Annotated in this window: 20 protein-coding genes; 2 read left to right on the forward strand and 18 right to left on the reverse strand. The window is 50.5% G+C overall.

All coding sequences use genetic code 11. The annotated features are described in order from the left end of the window. Positions 1-32: 32 nt before the first annotated feature. The 7 genes from C8J48_RS08970 to C8J48_RS19080 all read right to left on the reverse strand — a co-directional run bounded on the left by C8J48_RS08970 (position 33) and on the right by C8J48_RS19080 (position 4,820). Positions 33-935 (reverse strand): ketopantoate reductase family protein, encoded by a 903-nt coding sequence (locus tag C8J48_RS08970; protein ID WP_107726054.1) that lies wholly within the window; start codon positions 933-935, stop codon positions 33-35. A gap of 61 nt (positions 936-996) precedes the next feature. Further along, positions 997-2,529 (reverse strand): acyl-CoA carboxylase subunit beta, encoded by a 1,533-nt coding sequence (locus C8J48_RS08975; RefSeq protein WP_425430454.1) that lies wholly within the window; start codon positions 2,527-2,529, stop codon positions 997-999. 17 nt (positions 2,530-2,546) lie between these two features. Then, entirely contained in the window at positions 2,547-3,323 is a 777-nt protein-coding gene (locus C8J48_RS08980) for an enoyl-CoA hydratase (RefSeq protein ID WP_107726057.1), read from the reverse strand. Continuing rightward, the gene (locus C8J48_RS08985; protein ID WP_107726060.1) at positions 3,316-4,236 is read right to left on the reverse strand and encodes a hydroxymethylglutaryl-CoA lyase; all 921 of its coding nucleotides are present in this window, start codon (positions 4,234-4,236) and stop codon (positions 3,316-3,318) included. Before C8J48_RS08985 ends, C8J48_RS08980 begins: the two co-directional genes overlap by 8 nt. A 30-nt stretch (positions 4,237-4,266) precedes the next feature. Then, the gene (locus C8J48_RS08990; protein ID WP_107726062.1) at positions 4,267-4,482 is read right to left on the reverse strand and encodes an acetyl-CoA carboxylase biotin carboxyl carrier protein subunit; all 216 of its coding nucleotides are present in this window, start codon (positions 4,480-4,482) and stop codon (positions 4,267-4,269) included. A 66-nt stretch (positions 4,483-4,548) separates the two neighbouring features. After that, positions 4,549-4,710, reverse strand: coding sequence for an ATP-binding protein (locus tag C8J48_RS19075; RefSeq protein WP_245891201.1), 162 nt, complete (start codon positions 4,708-4,710; stop codon positions 4,549-4,551). Then, a complete protein-coding gene (locus C8J48_RS19080) occupies positions 4,677-4,820 on the reverse strand; it encodes a biotin carboxylase N-terminal domain-containing protein (protein WP_245891227.1) in 144 nt (47 codons plus the stop codon). Before C8J48_RS19080 ends, C8J48_RS19075 begins: the two co-directional genes overlap by 34 nt. Before the next feature lie 177 nt (positions 4,821-4,997). On the opposite strand from C8J48_RS19080, the gene C8J48_RS09000 reads away from it, so the two are divergent. Then, positions 4,998-5,468 (forward strand): N-acetyltransferase, encoded by a 471-nt coding sequence (locus tag C8J48_RS09000; protein ID WP_107726066.1) that lies wholly within the window; start codon positions 4,998-5,000, stop codon positions 5,466-5,468. A gap of 136 nt (positions 5,469-5,604) precedes the next feature. Here the strand turns inward: C8J48_RS09000 and C8J48_RS09005 are convergent, their stop codons facing one another. Together C8J48_RS09005 and C8J48_RS09010 are read right to left on the reverse strand one after the other, a co-directional pair. After that, positions 5,605-6,222 carry an RsfA family transcriptional regulator gene (locus tag C8J48_RS09005; RefSeq protein WP_107726068.1) on the reverse strand — a complete coding sequence of 206 codons (618 nt, stop codon included), beginning with the start codon at positions 6,220-6,222 and terminating at the stop codon, positions 5,605-5,607. Positions 6,223-6,482: 260 nt separating this feature from the next. Further along, entirely contained in the window at positions 6,483-7,250 is a 768-nt protein-coding gene (locus C8J48_RS09010) for an enoyl-CoA hydratase/isomerase family protein (RefSeq protein WP_170105317.1), read from the reverse strand. A gap of 411 nt (positions 7,251-7,661) precedes the next feature. Between C8J48_RS09010 and C8J48_RS09020 the strand changes: the two genes are divergently transcribed. Beyond that, positions 7,662-7,889 carry a DUF2626 family protein gene (locus C8J48_RS09020; RefSeq protein WP_107726075.1) on the forward strand — a complete coding sequence of 76 codons (228 nt, stop codon included), beginning with the start codon at positions 7,662-7,664 and terminating at the stop codon, positions 7,887-7,889. 158 nt (positions 7,890-8,047) lie between these two features. Here the strand turns inward: C8J48_RS09020 and C8J48_RS09025 are convergent, their stop codons facing one another. From C8J48_RS09025 to copZ, 9 genes are all read right to left on the reverse strand, one after another. Beyond that, positions 8,048-9,154, reverse strand: coding sequence for a class I SAM-dependent methyltransferase (locus C8J48_RS09025; protein ID WP_170105319.1), 1,107 nt, complete (start codon positions 9,152-9,154; stop codon positions 8,048-8,050). Positions 9,155-9,168: 14 nt separating this feature from the next. Next, positions 9,169-10,116 (reverse strand): cysteine synthase A, encoded by a 948-nt coding sequence (cysK, locus tag C8J48_RS09030; RefSeq protein ID WP_107726080.1) that lies wholly within the window; start codon positions 10,114-10,116, stop codon positions 9,169-9,171. Further along, positions 10,092-10,418 carry a rhodanese-like domain-containing protein gene (locus C8J48_RS09035; RefSeq protein ID WP_107726082.1) on the reverse strand — a complete coding sequence of 109 codons (327 nt, stop codon included), beginning with the start codon at positions 10,416-10,418 and terminating at the stop codon, positions 10,092-10,094. Before C8J48_RS09035 ends, cysK begins: the two co-directional genes overlap by 25 nt. Positions 10,419-10,600: 182 nt before the next feature. Next, positions 10,601-11,128 carry a thiol-disulfide oxidoreductase ResA gene (gene resA / locus C8J48_RS09040; protein WP_107726084.1) on the reverse strand — a complete coding sequence of 176 codons (528 nt, stop codon included), beginning with the start codon at positions 11,126-11,128 and terminating at the stop codon, positions 10,601-10,603. A gap of 76 nt (positions 11,129-11,204) precedes the next feature. After that, a complete protein-coding gene (locus C8J48_RS09045) occupies positions 11,205-11,924 on the reverse strand; it encodes a cytochrome c biogenesis CcdA family protein (protein WP_107726086.1) in 720 nt (239 codons plus the stop codon). Positions 11,925-11,941: 17 nt separating this feature from the next. Then, a complete protein-coding gene (locus C8J48_RS09050; RefSeq protein WP_107726088.1) occupies positions 11,942-12,586 on the reverse strand; it encodes a TlpA family protein disulfide reductase in 645 nt (214 codons plus the stop codon). Positions 12,587-12,930: 344 nt separating this feature from the next. Beyond that, positions 12,931-13,473: a DUF6022 family protein gene (locus C8J48_RS09055; protein ID WP_107726090.1), complete on the reverse strand. Its 543-nt coding sequence runs from the start codon at positions 13,471-13,473 to the stop codon at positions 12,931-12,933. Then, positions 13,461-13,961 (reverse strand): MarR family winged helix-turn-helix transcriptional regulator, encoded by a 501-nt coding sequence (locus C8J48_RS09060; protein ID WP_107726092.1) that lies wholly within the window; start codon positions 13,959-13,961, stop codon positions 13,461-13,463. Before C8J48_RS09060 ends, C8J48_RS09055 begins: the two co-directional genes overlap by 13 nt. Before the next feature lie 280 nt (positions 13,962-14,241). Then, positions 14,242-14,448 carry a copper chaperone CopZ gene (copZ, locus tag C8J48_RS09065; protein ID WP_107726095.1) on the reverse strand — a complete coding sequence of 69 codons (207 nt, stop codon included), beginning with the start codon at positions 14,446-14,448 and terminating at the stop codon, positions 14,242-14,244. Between the last annotated feature and the right edge of the window lie 95 nt (positions 14,449-14,543).

Genomic DNA, 14,543 nt, shown 5'->3' on the forward strand with positions numbered 1-14,543 from the left:
TGTATTGTCGATTATATTTTTTTGCAGGGAATTTAGAAAGGCGTCAAGTGTTGCACCCGTTTCACCATCTCCCGATTGAATGGAAATTCTACCCCGGCTTTTTCTCCCGTTCGTACAATTGCACCGTTGATATAGTCTATTTCTGTTATTCTTCCCGTTTCCACATCTTGCAACATCGAGGATCGGTTAGCAGCCGTCCGCTTACAAACCGCTCGCACCTGCCGTGACAACGCCGCAACGGAGAGCTTCACCCCTTCGATTTGTGCCGCCGCTGTCGCCTCTTTTATTAGCCCTTCCGCCAGCAGCGGGAACTCCTTGTGCGCCGGTAATTTACCGTTGGGAACACGCCAAATGGCCGTTAACGGATTGATAACACAATTAAGCGCCAGCTTGGTCCAAATCCGATCCCGTATGCGGTCATCGTACTCTATTGCTTGCTCCAAGCCGGGCAATCGTTCCAGCTCCGGCCATTTTTTGGGTTGCGCAAGTAGTGATCCAACCCAGATTAACCCCTCACCGGTGTGTTGGACCTGATTTTCATTTATTTTTAATGCCCCTTCTGTGGTGACAACATTCCACCATGCTCCCGCACCGCCACTCAGGGGCCAACGGGGGTGCCAGCCGTTTTGCCACAACCACACTTCTGTGCGGGAATTGAGGATCGAGTCAAGGCGATCCAGCACCGCATCCAATGCCGTCTGTTTTACCATCACCCATACCCAATCCACCGCTGGCAGCTTCTCCTCCATCGTATAAACGTCCACCCGACCCCGATGGACCCCACCCTGGCGATCAGTGAGAAGTATTCCCTCTTGTCGAATGCACTCTCGCTGCTGCATCCTTCGTACCACTAAAACCGGTTCCGCCCCCCATTGGCGCAAGCGGTGGGTCCATAATAAGCCGAGGGCTCCCCCTCCCCAGATCATGACACGCATCAGTATCCCTCCGTTTCCATCATATCAAAAAAAGCCTCCCGCATTTGGGAGGATTACCGGGCTAAACCGGGTAAACCGGATGGCGGCGTTGGCTGAAGGTGACATGTTTGCTGGCATAAGTCGTAAACCGTCTACTCAGTTCCAGACGCAGATCATCAGGAGCAATGATGCCATCGATGATCAACTCTGACGCTAAGCGGTAGATATCGATATCCTGTTGATATTCTGCTCGTTTCTGCTGAATAAAGCGCATTTTTTCCTCGCCTTCCAACTCGGCGATCTTATTGCTGTAAACGGCATTGACCGCCGCTTCCGGGCCCATCACCGCAATCTGAGCCGTCGGCAGAGCCAAGCAGCAATCCGGCTCAAAGGAGGGGCCTGCCATCGCATACAGTCCGGCACCATATGCTTTGCGCACTACTATGGAAATCTTAGGTACCGTCGCCTCGGACATGGCAGCGATCATCTTAGCACCGTGACGAATCATCCCCGCCCGTTCTGTCTGTGTTCCAATCATAAAACCGGGCACATCCGCCAAAAAGAGAAGTGGAATCTGAAAGGCATCACACAAGGTAATAAAACGAGCCGCTTTATCGGCGGAATCGATAAACAACACTCCACCCTTCACTTTGGATTGGTTGGCGATGATGCCGATCACGCGCCCATCCAGGCGTGCAAAACCGGTGATCAATTCCGGGGCGAACAGCTTTTTCATTTCATAAAACGATTCCTCATCCACCAAGGATTGAATCAATTCCATCATATTAAACGGTTGGTTTTGATTGGTGGGGACAATCTCAGAAATAGGCTTAGCATCCGCTTGAGGTGCCCGTGCCGTCGCTAGCGGCGGCTGCTCGGAAAAACGTGGGGGAAAATAGGTGAGATAACGGCGAGCGGAAGCGATCGCTTCCTCTTCATCGCTGGCGAGAATATCTCCACACCCGCTAACGCTGCAATGCATCCGTGCGCCTCCCATCTCTTCCAGGGAGACTTTTTCGCCGATCACCATCTCCGCCATCCGTGGGGAGCCCAAATACATGCTGGCGTTTTTCTCTACCATGATCACCACATCGCAAAAAGCGGGAATATAAGCCCCACCGGCGGCAGATGGGCCAAACAACACACACACCTGCGGAATCATTCCCGACAGCTTCACCTGATTGTGAAAGATCCGTCCGGCCCCTCTGCGTCCGGGAAACATCTCCACTTGATCCGTAATGCGAGCCCCGGCAGAATCGACCAAGTAAATCAGCGGTACTTGCAGGCGCTCCGCTGTCTCCTGGATGCGAATAATCTTCTCCACCGTGCGCGCACCCCAAGAACCCGCCTTTACCGTGGAATCATTGGCCATTACGCATACCGTTTGCCCGTTTACTTTTCCGATGGCGGTCACCACTCCATCCGCAGGCAGTGTCGCATCCTGGTGGTTGGCAAACAATCCGTCTTCCAGCTGAAAATCATCATCAAACAACAATTCCAGCCGCCTCCGCACAAACAGCTTGTTTTGCGCGGCCAGGCGCTCGTGATATTTGGGCGCTCCCCCTTTTTTGATCGTCGCTGTCCGCTCTTGCAATGATGGCGTCAATTTCTCCATCATCTCCCTCCTTTCGTTTATTCACCGAGATAGATCGGTTTGCGCTTCTCGCGAAATGCGTCTAGCCCTTCCAACCGATCCTTCGTAGGGATCAACCCTTCATACGCTTTTGTCTCCAGGGCAAGTCCGGTATCCAAATCAACTTCCAAGCCGTAATCGATGGCAAATTTGGCTTGCGCTAAAGCGAGAGGGGCGTTTTGGTTGATCATCTCCGCCCATTCCAGGGCTGTCTTCATCACGGTTTCCTCTTTTGCCACCCGGTTGAGCATACCCATCTCCAGCGCTTCCGCAGCCGTAATCCGGCGCGCGCTAAAAATAAGCTCCTTCGCCTTTGCCTGTCCCACCAGGCGCGCCAGGCGCTGGGTACCACCCGCTCCTGGAATGATCCCGAGGGAGGTTTCCGTCAAACCGAACACGGCATGTTCATCGGCAATGCGCAAATCGCAAGCCAGCGCCAACTCCATCCCCCCGCCTAAGGCCACGCCGTTGACAGCGGCGATCACCGGTTTCGGCAGGCGTGCAATCGCTTGAAACGTCTCCCGAATGGTATAAATGTAGCGCCGCACCTGCTCTTCGCTCATACCACGCCGTTCTTTTAAGTCGGCACCAGAACAAAACGCTTTCTCTCCGCTACCGGTAATCACCACCACCCGTGTCGCTTTGGAATGAATCAATTCCCGCACAATCCGGCCCAATTCCTCCAACATCGGCAGATTGAGGGCGTTATAAACCTGTGGACGGCTGAGCGTAAGAATGGAAATCCCCTCCCGCCGTTCCCATTCCACCTCATTCATGGGATTTCTCCTCCTTTAAGCGACGGGTTGCCAACCAAGCGTTGAATACCTTGGAGGGAAGCGCTTTTCCCATATATCGACCAGCTCTGTCGCTTACCCAGCACAAAGCATCCAGATCGACACCGGTCTTTTCACCCATTCCCTCCAGCATATAAACCAGATCTTCCGTCGCCACATTGCCAGAGGCACCGGGAGCATAGGGACACCCACCCAGACCGCCAAAGGAGCTGTCCAGGGTGGTGACACCCACTTCTAACGCGACATACGCATTGGTGAGAGCCGTCCCGCGTGTATCGTGGAAATGACCCGCCAACTGCGCAGTAGGAATTTCCTTTGTAAGGGATTTCAATATTTCTTGCACTTGTCGGGGCGTCGCTACTCCGATGGTGTCTCCCAATGAAATCTCATATACCCCCATCTTTAAAAGCTCCGTACAAATCAATGCCGTCTGTGTCAAGGAAACTTCCCCTTCAAAAGGGCAGCCGAATACAGTGGAAAGGTAGCCCCGTACACGCTTTCCACGATGTTTTGCCTCCGCTGTCACTTCCCGTAATGCCAGCAAAGTGTCCTTTACACTTTTATTGATATTTTGGCGATTGTGCGTCTCGCTGACGGACAAAAAGACGGCAATCTCGTCCACAGGCGTATGGAGTGCTCGCTCTAAGCCTCGACGATTGGGTACCAACGCCCGGGTGGTCACTCCTTCTGATATGGAAAGGGTATTGGCGAACTCCTCCGCATCCGCCAGTTGTGGAATCCAGCGCGGATGGACAAAAGAAGTGATTTCCAATTCCGTTAAACCGGCTGCCATCAAGCCGGTAGCGATTTCTCGTTTAACCTCCAGGGGCAAGATAGCTTCCTCGTTTTGTAAACCGTCACGCAACCCCACTTCTACAATAGTTACCATCGTCATCGAGACCCCCTCTCCCCTTGACGAGATTGATCAATCCTCTAATTCCAACAGGGATTGGCCTTCGTTGACAAAGTCACCCACCGCCACTTTCAATGTTTGCACAGTACCACCGTTTTCCGCTTGCATCGGCACCTCCATTTTCATCGATTCCAGCACAACCACATCCTGACCTGCTTCTACCTGCTCCCCTTCCTGCACCAATACGCGTAAAACGGTTCCAGCCATCGCTGCTTGCACTTGTTTCATGTTTGCTCACCTCGTCATGGTTGTTGAATTCGTTGGGATAATAACAGCGTATGATAACGGCCGCCGCTAATATCCGGATGCTGCAGCAAACGGAGTAGCAACTTCCACTTCTTTTTGATGGCGCCGTTGAATCGAACACTCCCGCTCCTCCAGATGAATCACACGACCAACTCCATCTGCCACCACCTGCACCTTCACATGACGTGGAGCATCGATCCACTTCTCCAGAAAAAGGGGGGAATCACCAAAATACGCCTGGGCCCGCGCCGACGGGCGGTATGGGCGATTCGACGTGCAATCTCTCCTCGGTTGGCAATTAGCAAGCGTTGAATTCGCATCAGCCACCTCGCGCTTGATTTCATTTTTTATCCAAGAAAATGATTCGCGGAATTTCGATAATAATCCTCCTTTCCGGAAACATCTTTCATGTAAGCGCCCGCATAGGCAAACATGGAGGAATACAGTATAATTGAAATGACCATCGGGTTCTTCATCTCCAGAAAGGAGTGGCAGAGTTGGAAACCCCCACTGTTGAGCGCTTGAAAATTAATTACAAGACATTAGAAGAATTTCAAAAGTTCCGGGAGTATGGCTTGCAGGAGCTGTCCATGTTGGAAGATTTAGAGGCCAATATGATTGAAAATGACAGCAATTCCCCTTTTTATGGGATCTACATGGATGGAAACCTGATCGCTCGCATCAGCCTGTATCGCATTGACGGCAAGTACGATCGTTATTTTCAGCCCGCTCAAGATTATTATGAGTTGTGGAAGCTAGAGGTATTGCCACAATTTCGGGAACAGGATTATGGAACAGCCTTGGTGGAGCATGCCAAAAGCTTAGGACTGCCGATCAAGACCAATGCCCGTTGCGGTTCAAACGATTTTTGGATCAAGATGGGATTCCAACCCGTTCAATACGATCCCATCCGGGATCGAGGAGAAAATCCCTATGTTTGGACCCCGCCCGGTGTTTCGCTGCAATAACACCATTGCAGCAGAAACGAGAAACCCCCATTCTTCAACAATGGGGGTTTCTTAAAGCTGCCAAAAAAACAAGACAAAACAGGTGGGGTCTTACTTCTCCTATTCCAGCTTTGTTTTTCATCGCGCTAAACTCGCATCACTTATCCATCCGTTCCAGGTTGCCGTTGGATTCCATCCGAAACTTGGCTTTCATCTCGTTTTCCTCCTCTTCATCCAGCAACGCCAACTTACGGGCACGATCCATAATCTGGATCAAGGCTTTATAATCATCGTTGACCACGCGGTAATCCGTCTGAACATGATTGAGCTGTCCTCGCATTTCCTCGTTTTCACTGGACAACCGCTTCATTTCCTCTTCTTGTTCTTCCATTTCCTTTTCCAGTTCTTTTTGCCGTTTTCGCATCTCGGCTACTTCTGCCTTATGCTGTCGCAGAAAACGTATAATGGCATCCAGGGAACCGAGTCGATCCTGTCCCAGATTAAGATCTCCTTCTGTCTTGCGACCACGGGTAACGCTTTTCTCCTTGTTTCGCTTTTGTCGTTGTGATTTTGCGATTTGGATCGCAGCTTCATATTTTTTCCGGACTAAACTGTTCCAACGAAAGCCACAAGCGGCCGGTGTGCGCCCTAGTTTTTCGGCCACTTCCTCAAACGCATTTAATTGTGTACTTCCTTCCCGGATATGACGGAGAGTGATTTCCGCCAAAACCAGGTCATCGTCAGGGGTCCAGGCGTCTTGTCTTTTTAAGGACATATTGCTATAACCTCCATTCCGTATGGTGCCGACGCTAAGCAACCTCGTTTGATCTATCTGTATGCGATTGCTAGGCTGCCTAGTATATGTAACTATTATTTTTTATGTCCGAAATCTTTCTTGCCTATACCTGAACCCCATCCCTCATACAAACGACCCCTACGATACGTTCCGACAAGCTCTCTCTACTGTCGGCCGGAGGGGAGACGGTCTATTCGCCTCATCCTCTCTAAATCTCTTCTCATACGGTCAAGCGATCCTCAATCGTCCCCACCCAATTGACCCGTTCTCCTTAAAAATTGTTTTACCGCTTCCCTATGTTCATCGCTCTCCCACAGCCGTGCACAGGAGCGAGCCTCCCAATCGGTATAATCCGTTTCACTAGAAAGGTGGGACAACTGGAGGTAGGCGCGCAAAACGGGAAGAGCGGTTTGAGCCAGCTTCTCAGCGAAGGATTGAACCTCTTGTTTAAACACTTCCGGTGCAAACACTTGTGTTACCCAGCCCCACCGCATCGCCGTTTCCGCATCAAATCGTTCCCCGCTCATCAACCAAAAAAGAGCCCGATCCCGCGGAATCTGTTGCAATAAACGGGAACCCCCACCCCAACCAGATGTGATCCCCAGCCGGGATTGAATAAATCCAAATGAGGCTTGCGCCGAAGCCAAGCGAAAATCGCAACTGGCCACAATTTCACATCCACCCCCCACCGCCGTCCCTTCTACGGCAGCAATCGTCGGCTTTCCCCAGTGATGGAGCTTCTCTAAAACCTGGCCCATACGGCTCATCACCGGATACACTTCCTCCGCCGTTGCCAGGGTGTGAAGTTCCGTTAGATCTCCTCCTGAGACAAACGCCTTCTCATCCCCAGCCAACACCAATACGCGAATATTATCATCATTCTTCCACATCTCCAGCTGTTGCTCTAACTCCACCATCATCTTTCCATTTACTGCATTTCGCACTTCCGGCCGGTGAAATTGAATCCATCCCACTTTGTTTTTAATCGTAAGGCGCAAGGTGTTCATCGCCATTCTCCTTTTGCCATGGAATTGTTAAACCTTTTTTGTGCCAAACTAGAGATGCTCATCTCGAAAAATAACGGATCTACCAAGCCAATGGACCACCAAAGTCAGCCACCAACAAAAAATGGCCTCCACTTGCAAGAGAGTCGTGTTTTTGGTACTTTTGATATGCGAGTGCGAAAGCACATACGAATAAGGCGAGCAAAACACCCACAAACCCTCTTGGGTAGAAGTGGTGTAAGTAATCGAGCACCCCATCAAGTGGCGCTCCCATTATAAAACACCACCATGGGGAGTTAGCGGCTACGGATAAACCGCTCTCGTCCGTCTTCCAGCTCTGATCGATCGGGATCGCGGTATAATCACAAGCATCCCCGACAAGTATGGATAAAAGCAGATAGAGGAGTGTGCAACATGGACCGCATGTTTCGCGTGTTGGGTTTTTGGTGTCTGGCCATCGCTTTGATGTTTCTGGCCGGTAACATGTATATCCTGTCCGGATTGTTTTTCCTACAAACCGCTTTTTTCTACGTAATGGGTTACATGCGTTACACAGAACGGACATATATGCTGATCTTCGGCGGCTATATGACCGTCGCCTTCATCGGCATCGTATACTGGTCTTATTTCCAAGTCGGCTGAACCCTGTCGACACTTTTGAAGCTCCCCAAACGTGGGGAGCTTTTATTTTTAACAACCATCACGACGAAGCAAGTTCAAATTGGATATTTTTCAAACATGATCCTTTCGCCCACTTTTCAAACTTCAACTCCACCGGAATTCCTCCCACTATCATTGCCTCAGAATTCAAACGGATCACTTAAAGCGCCTTTCACCTGTATCAACACCTGGAACGCTTCCCCCATCCCTCCAGGGAGCGCCAATTGTCGAATCGCACGATTTTGTTTGGCCGCCGCAGAAAATGGATTCGCATCGAAAGCCGGTTGGATTTGGTCTAGTATACCGGCTTGATGGAGAAAAGAGAGCTGGTTGTCAAAAAAAATCGTCTTCCACCCTCCCTCCATCCCCCATTGCTGCAAAGCGGAGAAGTGAACGTCTGCAGTCAGATCCGTCTCGCCCGGAGATTCCAAGGGGTTTTTCACCAATTGATGGCGCCGGTATCCACGCAAGGTCCCTTGCTGATTATGAACAAGCCTCGTTGTCGTTCCTCCGTAGTCGATTGTAATGATCCAGCCGGAATCAATCCCAGCTGTCCAACGGCGGTACCATCGACCGGCATCAAGCGGGATCTCCGCTTCCATTCCCTCTTGCAACGGTGGCCAATCCATCGTTTGCAGATAACGAAGGCATGCTGGATCCGATACCGGCCCCTCCACCTCTACCAATTGTTCTCTTTTCCAGGAAACATACTTTTCCTGGATGCCTTCCATTGATCCGATCAGGCGATGAACCGGAAAGGCATCAAAAAACTCATTGCTTAACAAGGCGATCGTTCCACCCTTTGGCAAATCCTCCGGTGTTTCCAGCCAGTATACCGGCACAGGGGATGCTTGTAGGCGCTCTGCTTGCAGACGGCGGTGCCAGGGGCTGATTTCCACCAAGCCGCAGCCTTGCGGCAAAGACTCTCCACATTCCACTAAACCCGCCAGCACATGCTGCATCAAGCGACCGTCTCCCGGGCCCGCTTCTATCAACCACCACGGTTGATTGGATCCCCATTGTTTACTCAGTCGCCCCAGCCATGCCCCGATCGTTTTGCCAAACACTTCTCCCAGGGATGAACTGGTAAAAAAATCCCCTTCCCGTCCAATCTTTACGCCCTCACGGCAGTAATAGCCCCAACGGGGATGATACAAAGCCAGTTCCATAAAACGACGAAAAGGGATCCGCCGATGGGGAGATTGTTCGATCTCCCTACGGATCACATCCCGCAATGCATCCGACACTCTTTGCCCTCCCTTCAGGCAAACAGATCCGTGCTTAAATAACGTTCCCCGGTATCCGGTGCGATACAAAGCACCCGTTTGCCCGGCCCGAGGCGATGGGCCACCTGTAATGCCGCCCATATGGACGCCCCTGAGGAAGGCCCCACTAAAACGCCTTCCCTGCGCGCCATCTCCCTGGTGGTGCGAGCAGCATCCTCATCGCTGACATGTAAGATTTCATCATAAATATCGCGATTGAGAATAGCGGGGATAAACCCTGGACTTGTACCAGGAATTTTATGTGAACCGGGTTGGCCTCCCGCCAATACAGGAGAACTTTTAGGCTCTACCACACTGATATGAATATCAGGATAATGGGCGCGCAACACTTCTCCCGTGCCGGTAATCGTTCCCCCGGTTCCCGCCGTCGCTACAAAAGCATCCAGTGTATCACCCATCTGGGCAATAATTTCCGGTCCTGTCGTCTGGCGGTGTACGGCAGGGTTCGCTTCATTCTCAAACTGTAACGGCATCACTGCGCCAGGGGTGCGCTCCATAATCTCCTGCGCCACCCGAATTGCTCCCGGCATCCGCTCCGCTCCGGGAGAGAGAACCACTTCAGCCCCGTAAGCCTTCAGAATTTGAATGCGCTCACCGCTCATTGTATCCGGCATCACCAGGATGGTGCGATATCCGCGCGCACTTCCCACTAGGGCCAAACCAATGCCAGTATTTCCGCTGGTAGGTTCGACGATGGTGGCTCCGGGTTTCAACTTTCCGGCTTGCTCCGCCGCCTCGATCATACTTAAGGCGGTACGGTCTTTTACACTACCGCCGGGATTAAAATACTCCAGCTTTACATAGACGGTGGCATCTTCCGGGCCGGTCAGGCGATTGATTCGCACCACCGGGGTGGACCCCACCAAATCCGTTACCCAATGTCCCCGGCGCAAATTTGTTACTTTTCCACCGGCCCGCTCCATTCCAACATCCCTCCTTTGAGGTTGTACAAGCGGGAGAAGCCTTGCCCATGCAAGGTGTGAGCAGCGACTACACTACGGCGACCACTGCGGCAAACCAACATCAACGCCTGTTCCCGAAATCGCTCTAACTCCACGCCCCGGTCATCCAGTTCATCGAAGGGAATATGGATCGATCCCGGCACATGACCGGCTTCATACTCTTCCTCCGTTCGCACATCCACCCATACATAATTCGCTTTTTCATTCTCATAGCGTTCACTGATCTCTACCGCTTTCACATCGGTGTATGGTTTCTTTTCCATTGATCGATGCTCCCTTCTTATATCGGAAGACATTTTTGAGTCTTAGTGCTCTTGCTGTTTTCGAAGAAGTAGGAACCAGCACAGCAAAGGCACTTCGCTATCAAAAACCCTCCCCGATTATATCAAACCTGACTCTTCCACTATGGTATCACGAATTTCAAAGTAAAAAGAAGCCTTGTTCCTTAACGGTCCAAGGCTTCACGCACATATCCTTCTATCTGTCCCTCCACCATCTGTCCATCCTGTTTGCGCACCACTTTTCCCTCTTTATCCAAAAAGACCGATGAAGGGATGGGACCGATGTTGTACTGCTTTGTCACTTCGCGATTGCGATCCAACACGATGGGAAAATCCAGTTCCAACTGGCGGGCAAAACCTTTTACCGACACCGGAGTTTCAGCGATATTTACCCCGACCACTACAAAATCCTGATCCTGATAACGTTCGTAGACACTTTGAATCGCTGGCATTTCATCGCGGCAGGGTTTGCACCAAGTGGCCCAAAAATTGATCAATACTGCCTTTCCTTTGAGGTCACTCAGCTTTAATGTCTCACCCTCCAAGGTTTCCAATTCAAAGTCAGGGGCACTCTCCCCCACTTCCGCTCCGGTCTTCTCATCAGCCAGCGCTTGGTAGAGCGCAAATCCTACCAAGCCGGCCATCACCACCATCAAGATGCGTCGAACCCAATAACGCGTCCGTTTATTCATGATTGACCCACCTGTCCAGCAATTTCATCCGATTTTATTAACAACCACTTAGCGAGATGGAAGCCTTCCTTCAATATCAAAACCCGGTAAAGCCGCCAAACAATCCGCTCAGCCAGGCGATCATCACCGTCATCTGATCAAAGTAGAGTAGCACGCCAAACACCACCATCAACGCCCCACCCACTTTCATTAACCGCTGTGAATAGCGCAGGATCCAACGGGTTCTGCCTAAAAAGAAAGCCATCACAAAAAAGGGAATGGCAAAGCCTAAGGTATAAGCGGTGATATATCCCAGCTTGGCGGCAGGATCCATCGCTGTCGCATAGAGTACCGCCGCCAAAATTGGACCGATGCATGGCGTCCAACCCGCGGCAAATCCGATTCCAACCAGGGTTGAACCGAGATAGCCCCAGCGTTTACCGCCTACATCTAGTCGTTTTTCCCGCAATAAAAAACGGGGTTGAAAGATTCCTAACAAAAAAAGTCCCATTAACACAATCAACACGCCGCCCAACATACGAATCGTATCTTGGTAATCGATAAAAACATTCCCCATCCAGCTGGCCATGGAACCCAAGGCGTAAAAAACAATCGAAAATCCGATCACAAAAAAGAGCGTATGTAGCATCGTCGCCCGCCGCACTTGCCGGGATCGATCCTGATCCTGCAACTGGCCGACGGACATGCCGGTAATATAAGAAAGATACGATGGATACAGTGGCAGACAACAGGGGGAGATAAAAGAGAGCACCCCTGCTGCAAACGCCAACCATACGGTTACATTTTCAACCACGATACCCCTCCCTCCTAACGTTAGGACGTCAATTCCTCCATGATTTTCTCTACGGTCTTCTCATCCATATAGCCCGCGATATGGTGGATAATTCGACCCTCTCCATCCAAGACAAAGGTGTTGGGAATGCCGAGAATCTGAAGCTCCTTTTCCGTCGCCCCTTCTTCATCCAGCAAAACGGGAAAGGTAAACGCTTCTTCTCGTAAAAAGGCGTCCATTTTATCCAAACTATCCCGGTTCGTTAAATTTACCATGTGAAACTGAACTTGATCCCCATGCTTTTCATATGCCGTTTGCAAGTGAGGCATTTCATCTTTGCACGGCGGGCACCAAGAAGCCCACACGTTGATGATGGCCGATTTTCCATCGTTATCCCGGAGCGACACCGGCTCCCCCTCGCGATCGACCAATGTGATCTCCGGCATATCCTGTCCACGCAGCGGCCCTTCCTGTGGCAATGCTGGGGGCAGATCATCCGCTTCTTGCCGCTTTTGCTTTGATGTTTCCGTTTGCCCCAAAGTATCATCAGGGGAAGCGGCTGTACCCTGTTCACCCTTGGATTCAGTTTTTCCCCCGAAACCGTTCCCGATCACACCCCAAACAGCAGCCACTACCGCTGCCAATGCAACCCCTACCACAATACCGTTTTTTATCGATTGACTCATGATCCGATCATCCTCCTTTTGCAATTCGGCGGCGGATGATGGTCTTCAGCAGTAGCATCCCAGATGAAGCGCCGCTTTTTGTACATGTGTATGTGTGATATTTTGGATTCTATTCTATTATAGAGGATTGCCCAAAGGATTGTGTGAATAACCGGCAACATTCGTTTGTGATCGCTGGAGAAAAGACGATTATATGAGATTGATGACAAAGTGAGCCCGGGTCCCGATTTCCGACCTGTTTCAATACAAAAAAAGTTGCGATTGTGGTCGCAACTCAATATAAGCTCGGCTCCGTTTTCCATCTTATCCGCTTTTCCGTTCAAAGTGGATGGCTATCCAACCCATCAGCTATTGCTTTGTTGGTTTTTCAGATACTCTTCCACTTCAATCGCAAATTCACGCGCATGTTTAAAGTCAGAGGAACGATGGGAAAGTGCCGCTACAATGTCCTCTTTATGCGTTTCGTTTAAGGCGATGATTTGAGGCTGGCGCGGAATGCGAAATTGGGTGTGATCGTGGTACACAATGGTAACGATAGTACCCAGGGACTCACCTTTCTCGGTATGGATGGTGCTCCACATCCATCGTTGCCGCTCCTCGATGTTGCCCCATTCTCGCGAGATATCAAGATCACCCGGCAATCGGGGCTCCGGCCGCAATCCCGCATCTTTCAACTGTTTATTCATCGGGAGAAGCAAAAAGTTCAAATACGTTCCATATGCCGGATCGCCAGCCTTGTTGTAAACCTCCAGCAACCGATCATGGTTCTCCTGGAACACGCCTTGCCAACTGGCTCTGATATGTTCCTCAATGTATTGCGCAATCGCCTCAATCCCGCTTTCTTTGTTTTCCTGGAGAAACTCTTTTAGGGTCGTTATTTTTTCCATGATTGATCCCCCTCAAAACGTTCTTCATCAGGTGACGACTGCAACTCTCCTTCCATGCTTTCGCTTACCTGACGCAATAACACAGCCGCCTCTTGTAAGCCTTCCAACGAATGTCTCCTTCCTACTCGGTTTGCCCAATCCAACTGTTGCTGCTGCACATATTTAAGCGCTTCACGCCCCTTTGGCGTTAACACCATCAGCTTGGCACGGCGATGATGAGGGTTTTCCCGATACTCGATATAACCATCCTTTTCTAAAGCATCGGCGGTTTGTTGTACACTCTGTCTGGATAACCCCATCACACGAGCAACATGGGCTACGGGAATGGCGCCATGTTCCACCACACCAAGTACCTGCCAACGAGCACTACTTAGACCGACCGGTTTTGTCATGCGGTTTCCGGCCTCCAGCAAAAGACCATTGAGACGAAATACCGCAAGTACAATTTCCGTGAATGCATCTCCATGAGGGGTATGTTGTTTGCTCATTATGACAGTATCATGCCATAACGACAATTGATTGTCAATTATAAATGAGCATTTTGCATCAAAAAAAGACAATACCCAAAATAGTATTGTCCTCTTCTACAACAACTACTTACTTCACTTTCACTTCAGATGAGTAAATATTGACCTGCCTCTCAACATAGAAAAGAAAAAGTTATCGCACCTACCGATCGGTGCGATCCGTTATATTTTTTGCGAGCGACCGTAGGAAGTGCCTGTGGTAAATCCCTACGCATGGGGAGTAGTCAATCAATGGTTAAATTTAGGCCACATCGTACCCCTGATCCTCAATCGTTTCCGCAAGTTGTTGGAGAGAAACACGTTCGGCATCAAACTGAACCTCCACTTTACCTGCGCCCAGATGAACCTCAACTTGTTGTACACCGTCCAATTTGCCGAGACTCCCTTCAACCGCCTGAACGCAATGGGCACATGACATCCCTTTTACCGTCAATGTCACTGTTTCCACCCTTATCACTCCTTAAGTAAGCTGTAGCCGATTCATACAATATTATACGGTACCCCCCTATAGTATTTCAAGGGGTGTAATGTCTTTTGTCTTTT

Origin of the sequence: Desmospora activa DSM 45169 (genome assembly GCF_003046315.1) — a bacterium.
GTDB classification, from domain to species: domain Bacteria; phylum Bacillota; class Bacilli; order Thermoactinomycetales; family DSM-45169; genus Desmospora; species Desmospora activa.

Coding starts and splice junctions, on each gene's coding strand:
- resA (WP_107726084.1), bottom strand. CDS start 11,128: ATGAATAAACGGACGCGTTATTGGGTTCGACGCATCTTGATGGTGGTG.
- C8J48_RS09010 (WP_170105317.1), bottom strand. CDS start 7,250: ATGAACACCTTGCGCCTTACGATTAAAAACAAAGTGGGATGGATTCAA.
- C8J48_RS09020 (WP_107726075.1), top strand. CDS start 7,662: ATGGACCGCATGTTTCGCGTGTTGGGTTTTTGGTGTCTGGCCATCGCT.
- C8J48_RS09035 (WP_107726082.1), bottom strand. CDS start 10,418: ATGGAAAAGAAACCATACACCGATGTGAAAGCGGTAGAGATCAGTGAA.
- C8J48_RS08980 (WP_107726057.1), bottom strand. CDS start 3,323: ATGAATGAGGTGGAATGGGAACGGCGGGAGGGGATTTCCATTCTTACG.
- C8J48_RS09060 (WP_107726092.1), bottom strand. CDS start 13,961: ATGAGCAAACAACATACCCCTCATGGAGATGCATTCACGGAAATTGTA.
- C8J48_RS08970 (WP_107726054.1), bottom strand. CDS start 935: ATGCGTGTCATGATCTGGGGAGGGGGAGCCCTCGGCTTATTATGGACC.
- cysK (WP_107726080.1), bottom strand. CDS start 10,116: ATGGAGCGGGCCGGTGGAAAAGTAACAAATTTGCGCCGGGGACATTGG.
- C8J48_RS09055 (WP_107726090.1), bottom strand. CDS start 13,473: ATGGAAAAAATAACGACCCTAAAAGAGTTTCTCCAGGAAAACAAAGAA.
- C8J48_RS08990 (WP_107726062.1), bottom strand. CDS start 4,482: ATGAAACAAGTGCAAGCAGCGATGGCTGGAACCGTTTTACGCGTATTG.
- C8J48_RS09005 (WP_107726068.1), bottom strand. CDS start 6,222: ATGTCCTTAAAAAGACAAGACGCCTGGACCCCTGACGATGACCTGGTT.
- C8J48_RS19080 (WP_245891227.1), bottom strand. CDS start 4,820: ATGCGAATTCAACGCTTGCTAATTGCCAACCGAGGAGAGATTGCACGT.
- C8J48_RS08985 (WP_107726060.1), bottom strand. CDS start 4,236: ATGACGATGGTAACTATTGTAGAAGTGGGGTTGCGTGACGGTTTACAA.
- C8J48_RS09050 (WP_107726088.1), bottom strand. CDS start 12,586: ATGAGTCAATCGATAAAAAACGGTATTGTGGTAGGGGTTGCATTGGCA.
- C8J48_RS08975 (WP_425430454.1), bottom strand. CDS start 2,529: ATGGAGAAATTGACGCCATCATTGCAAGAGCGGACAGCGACGATCAAA.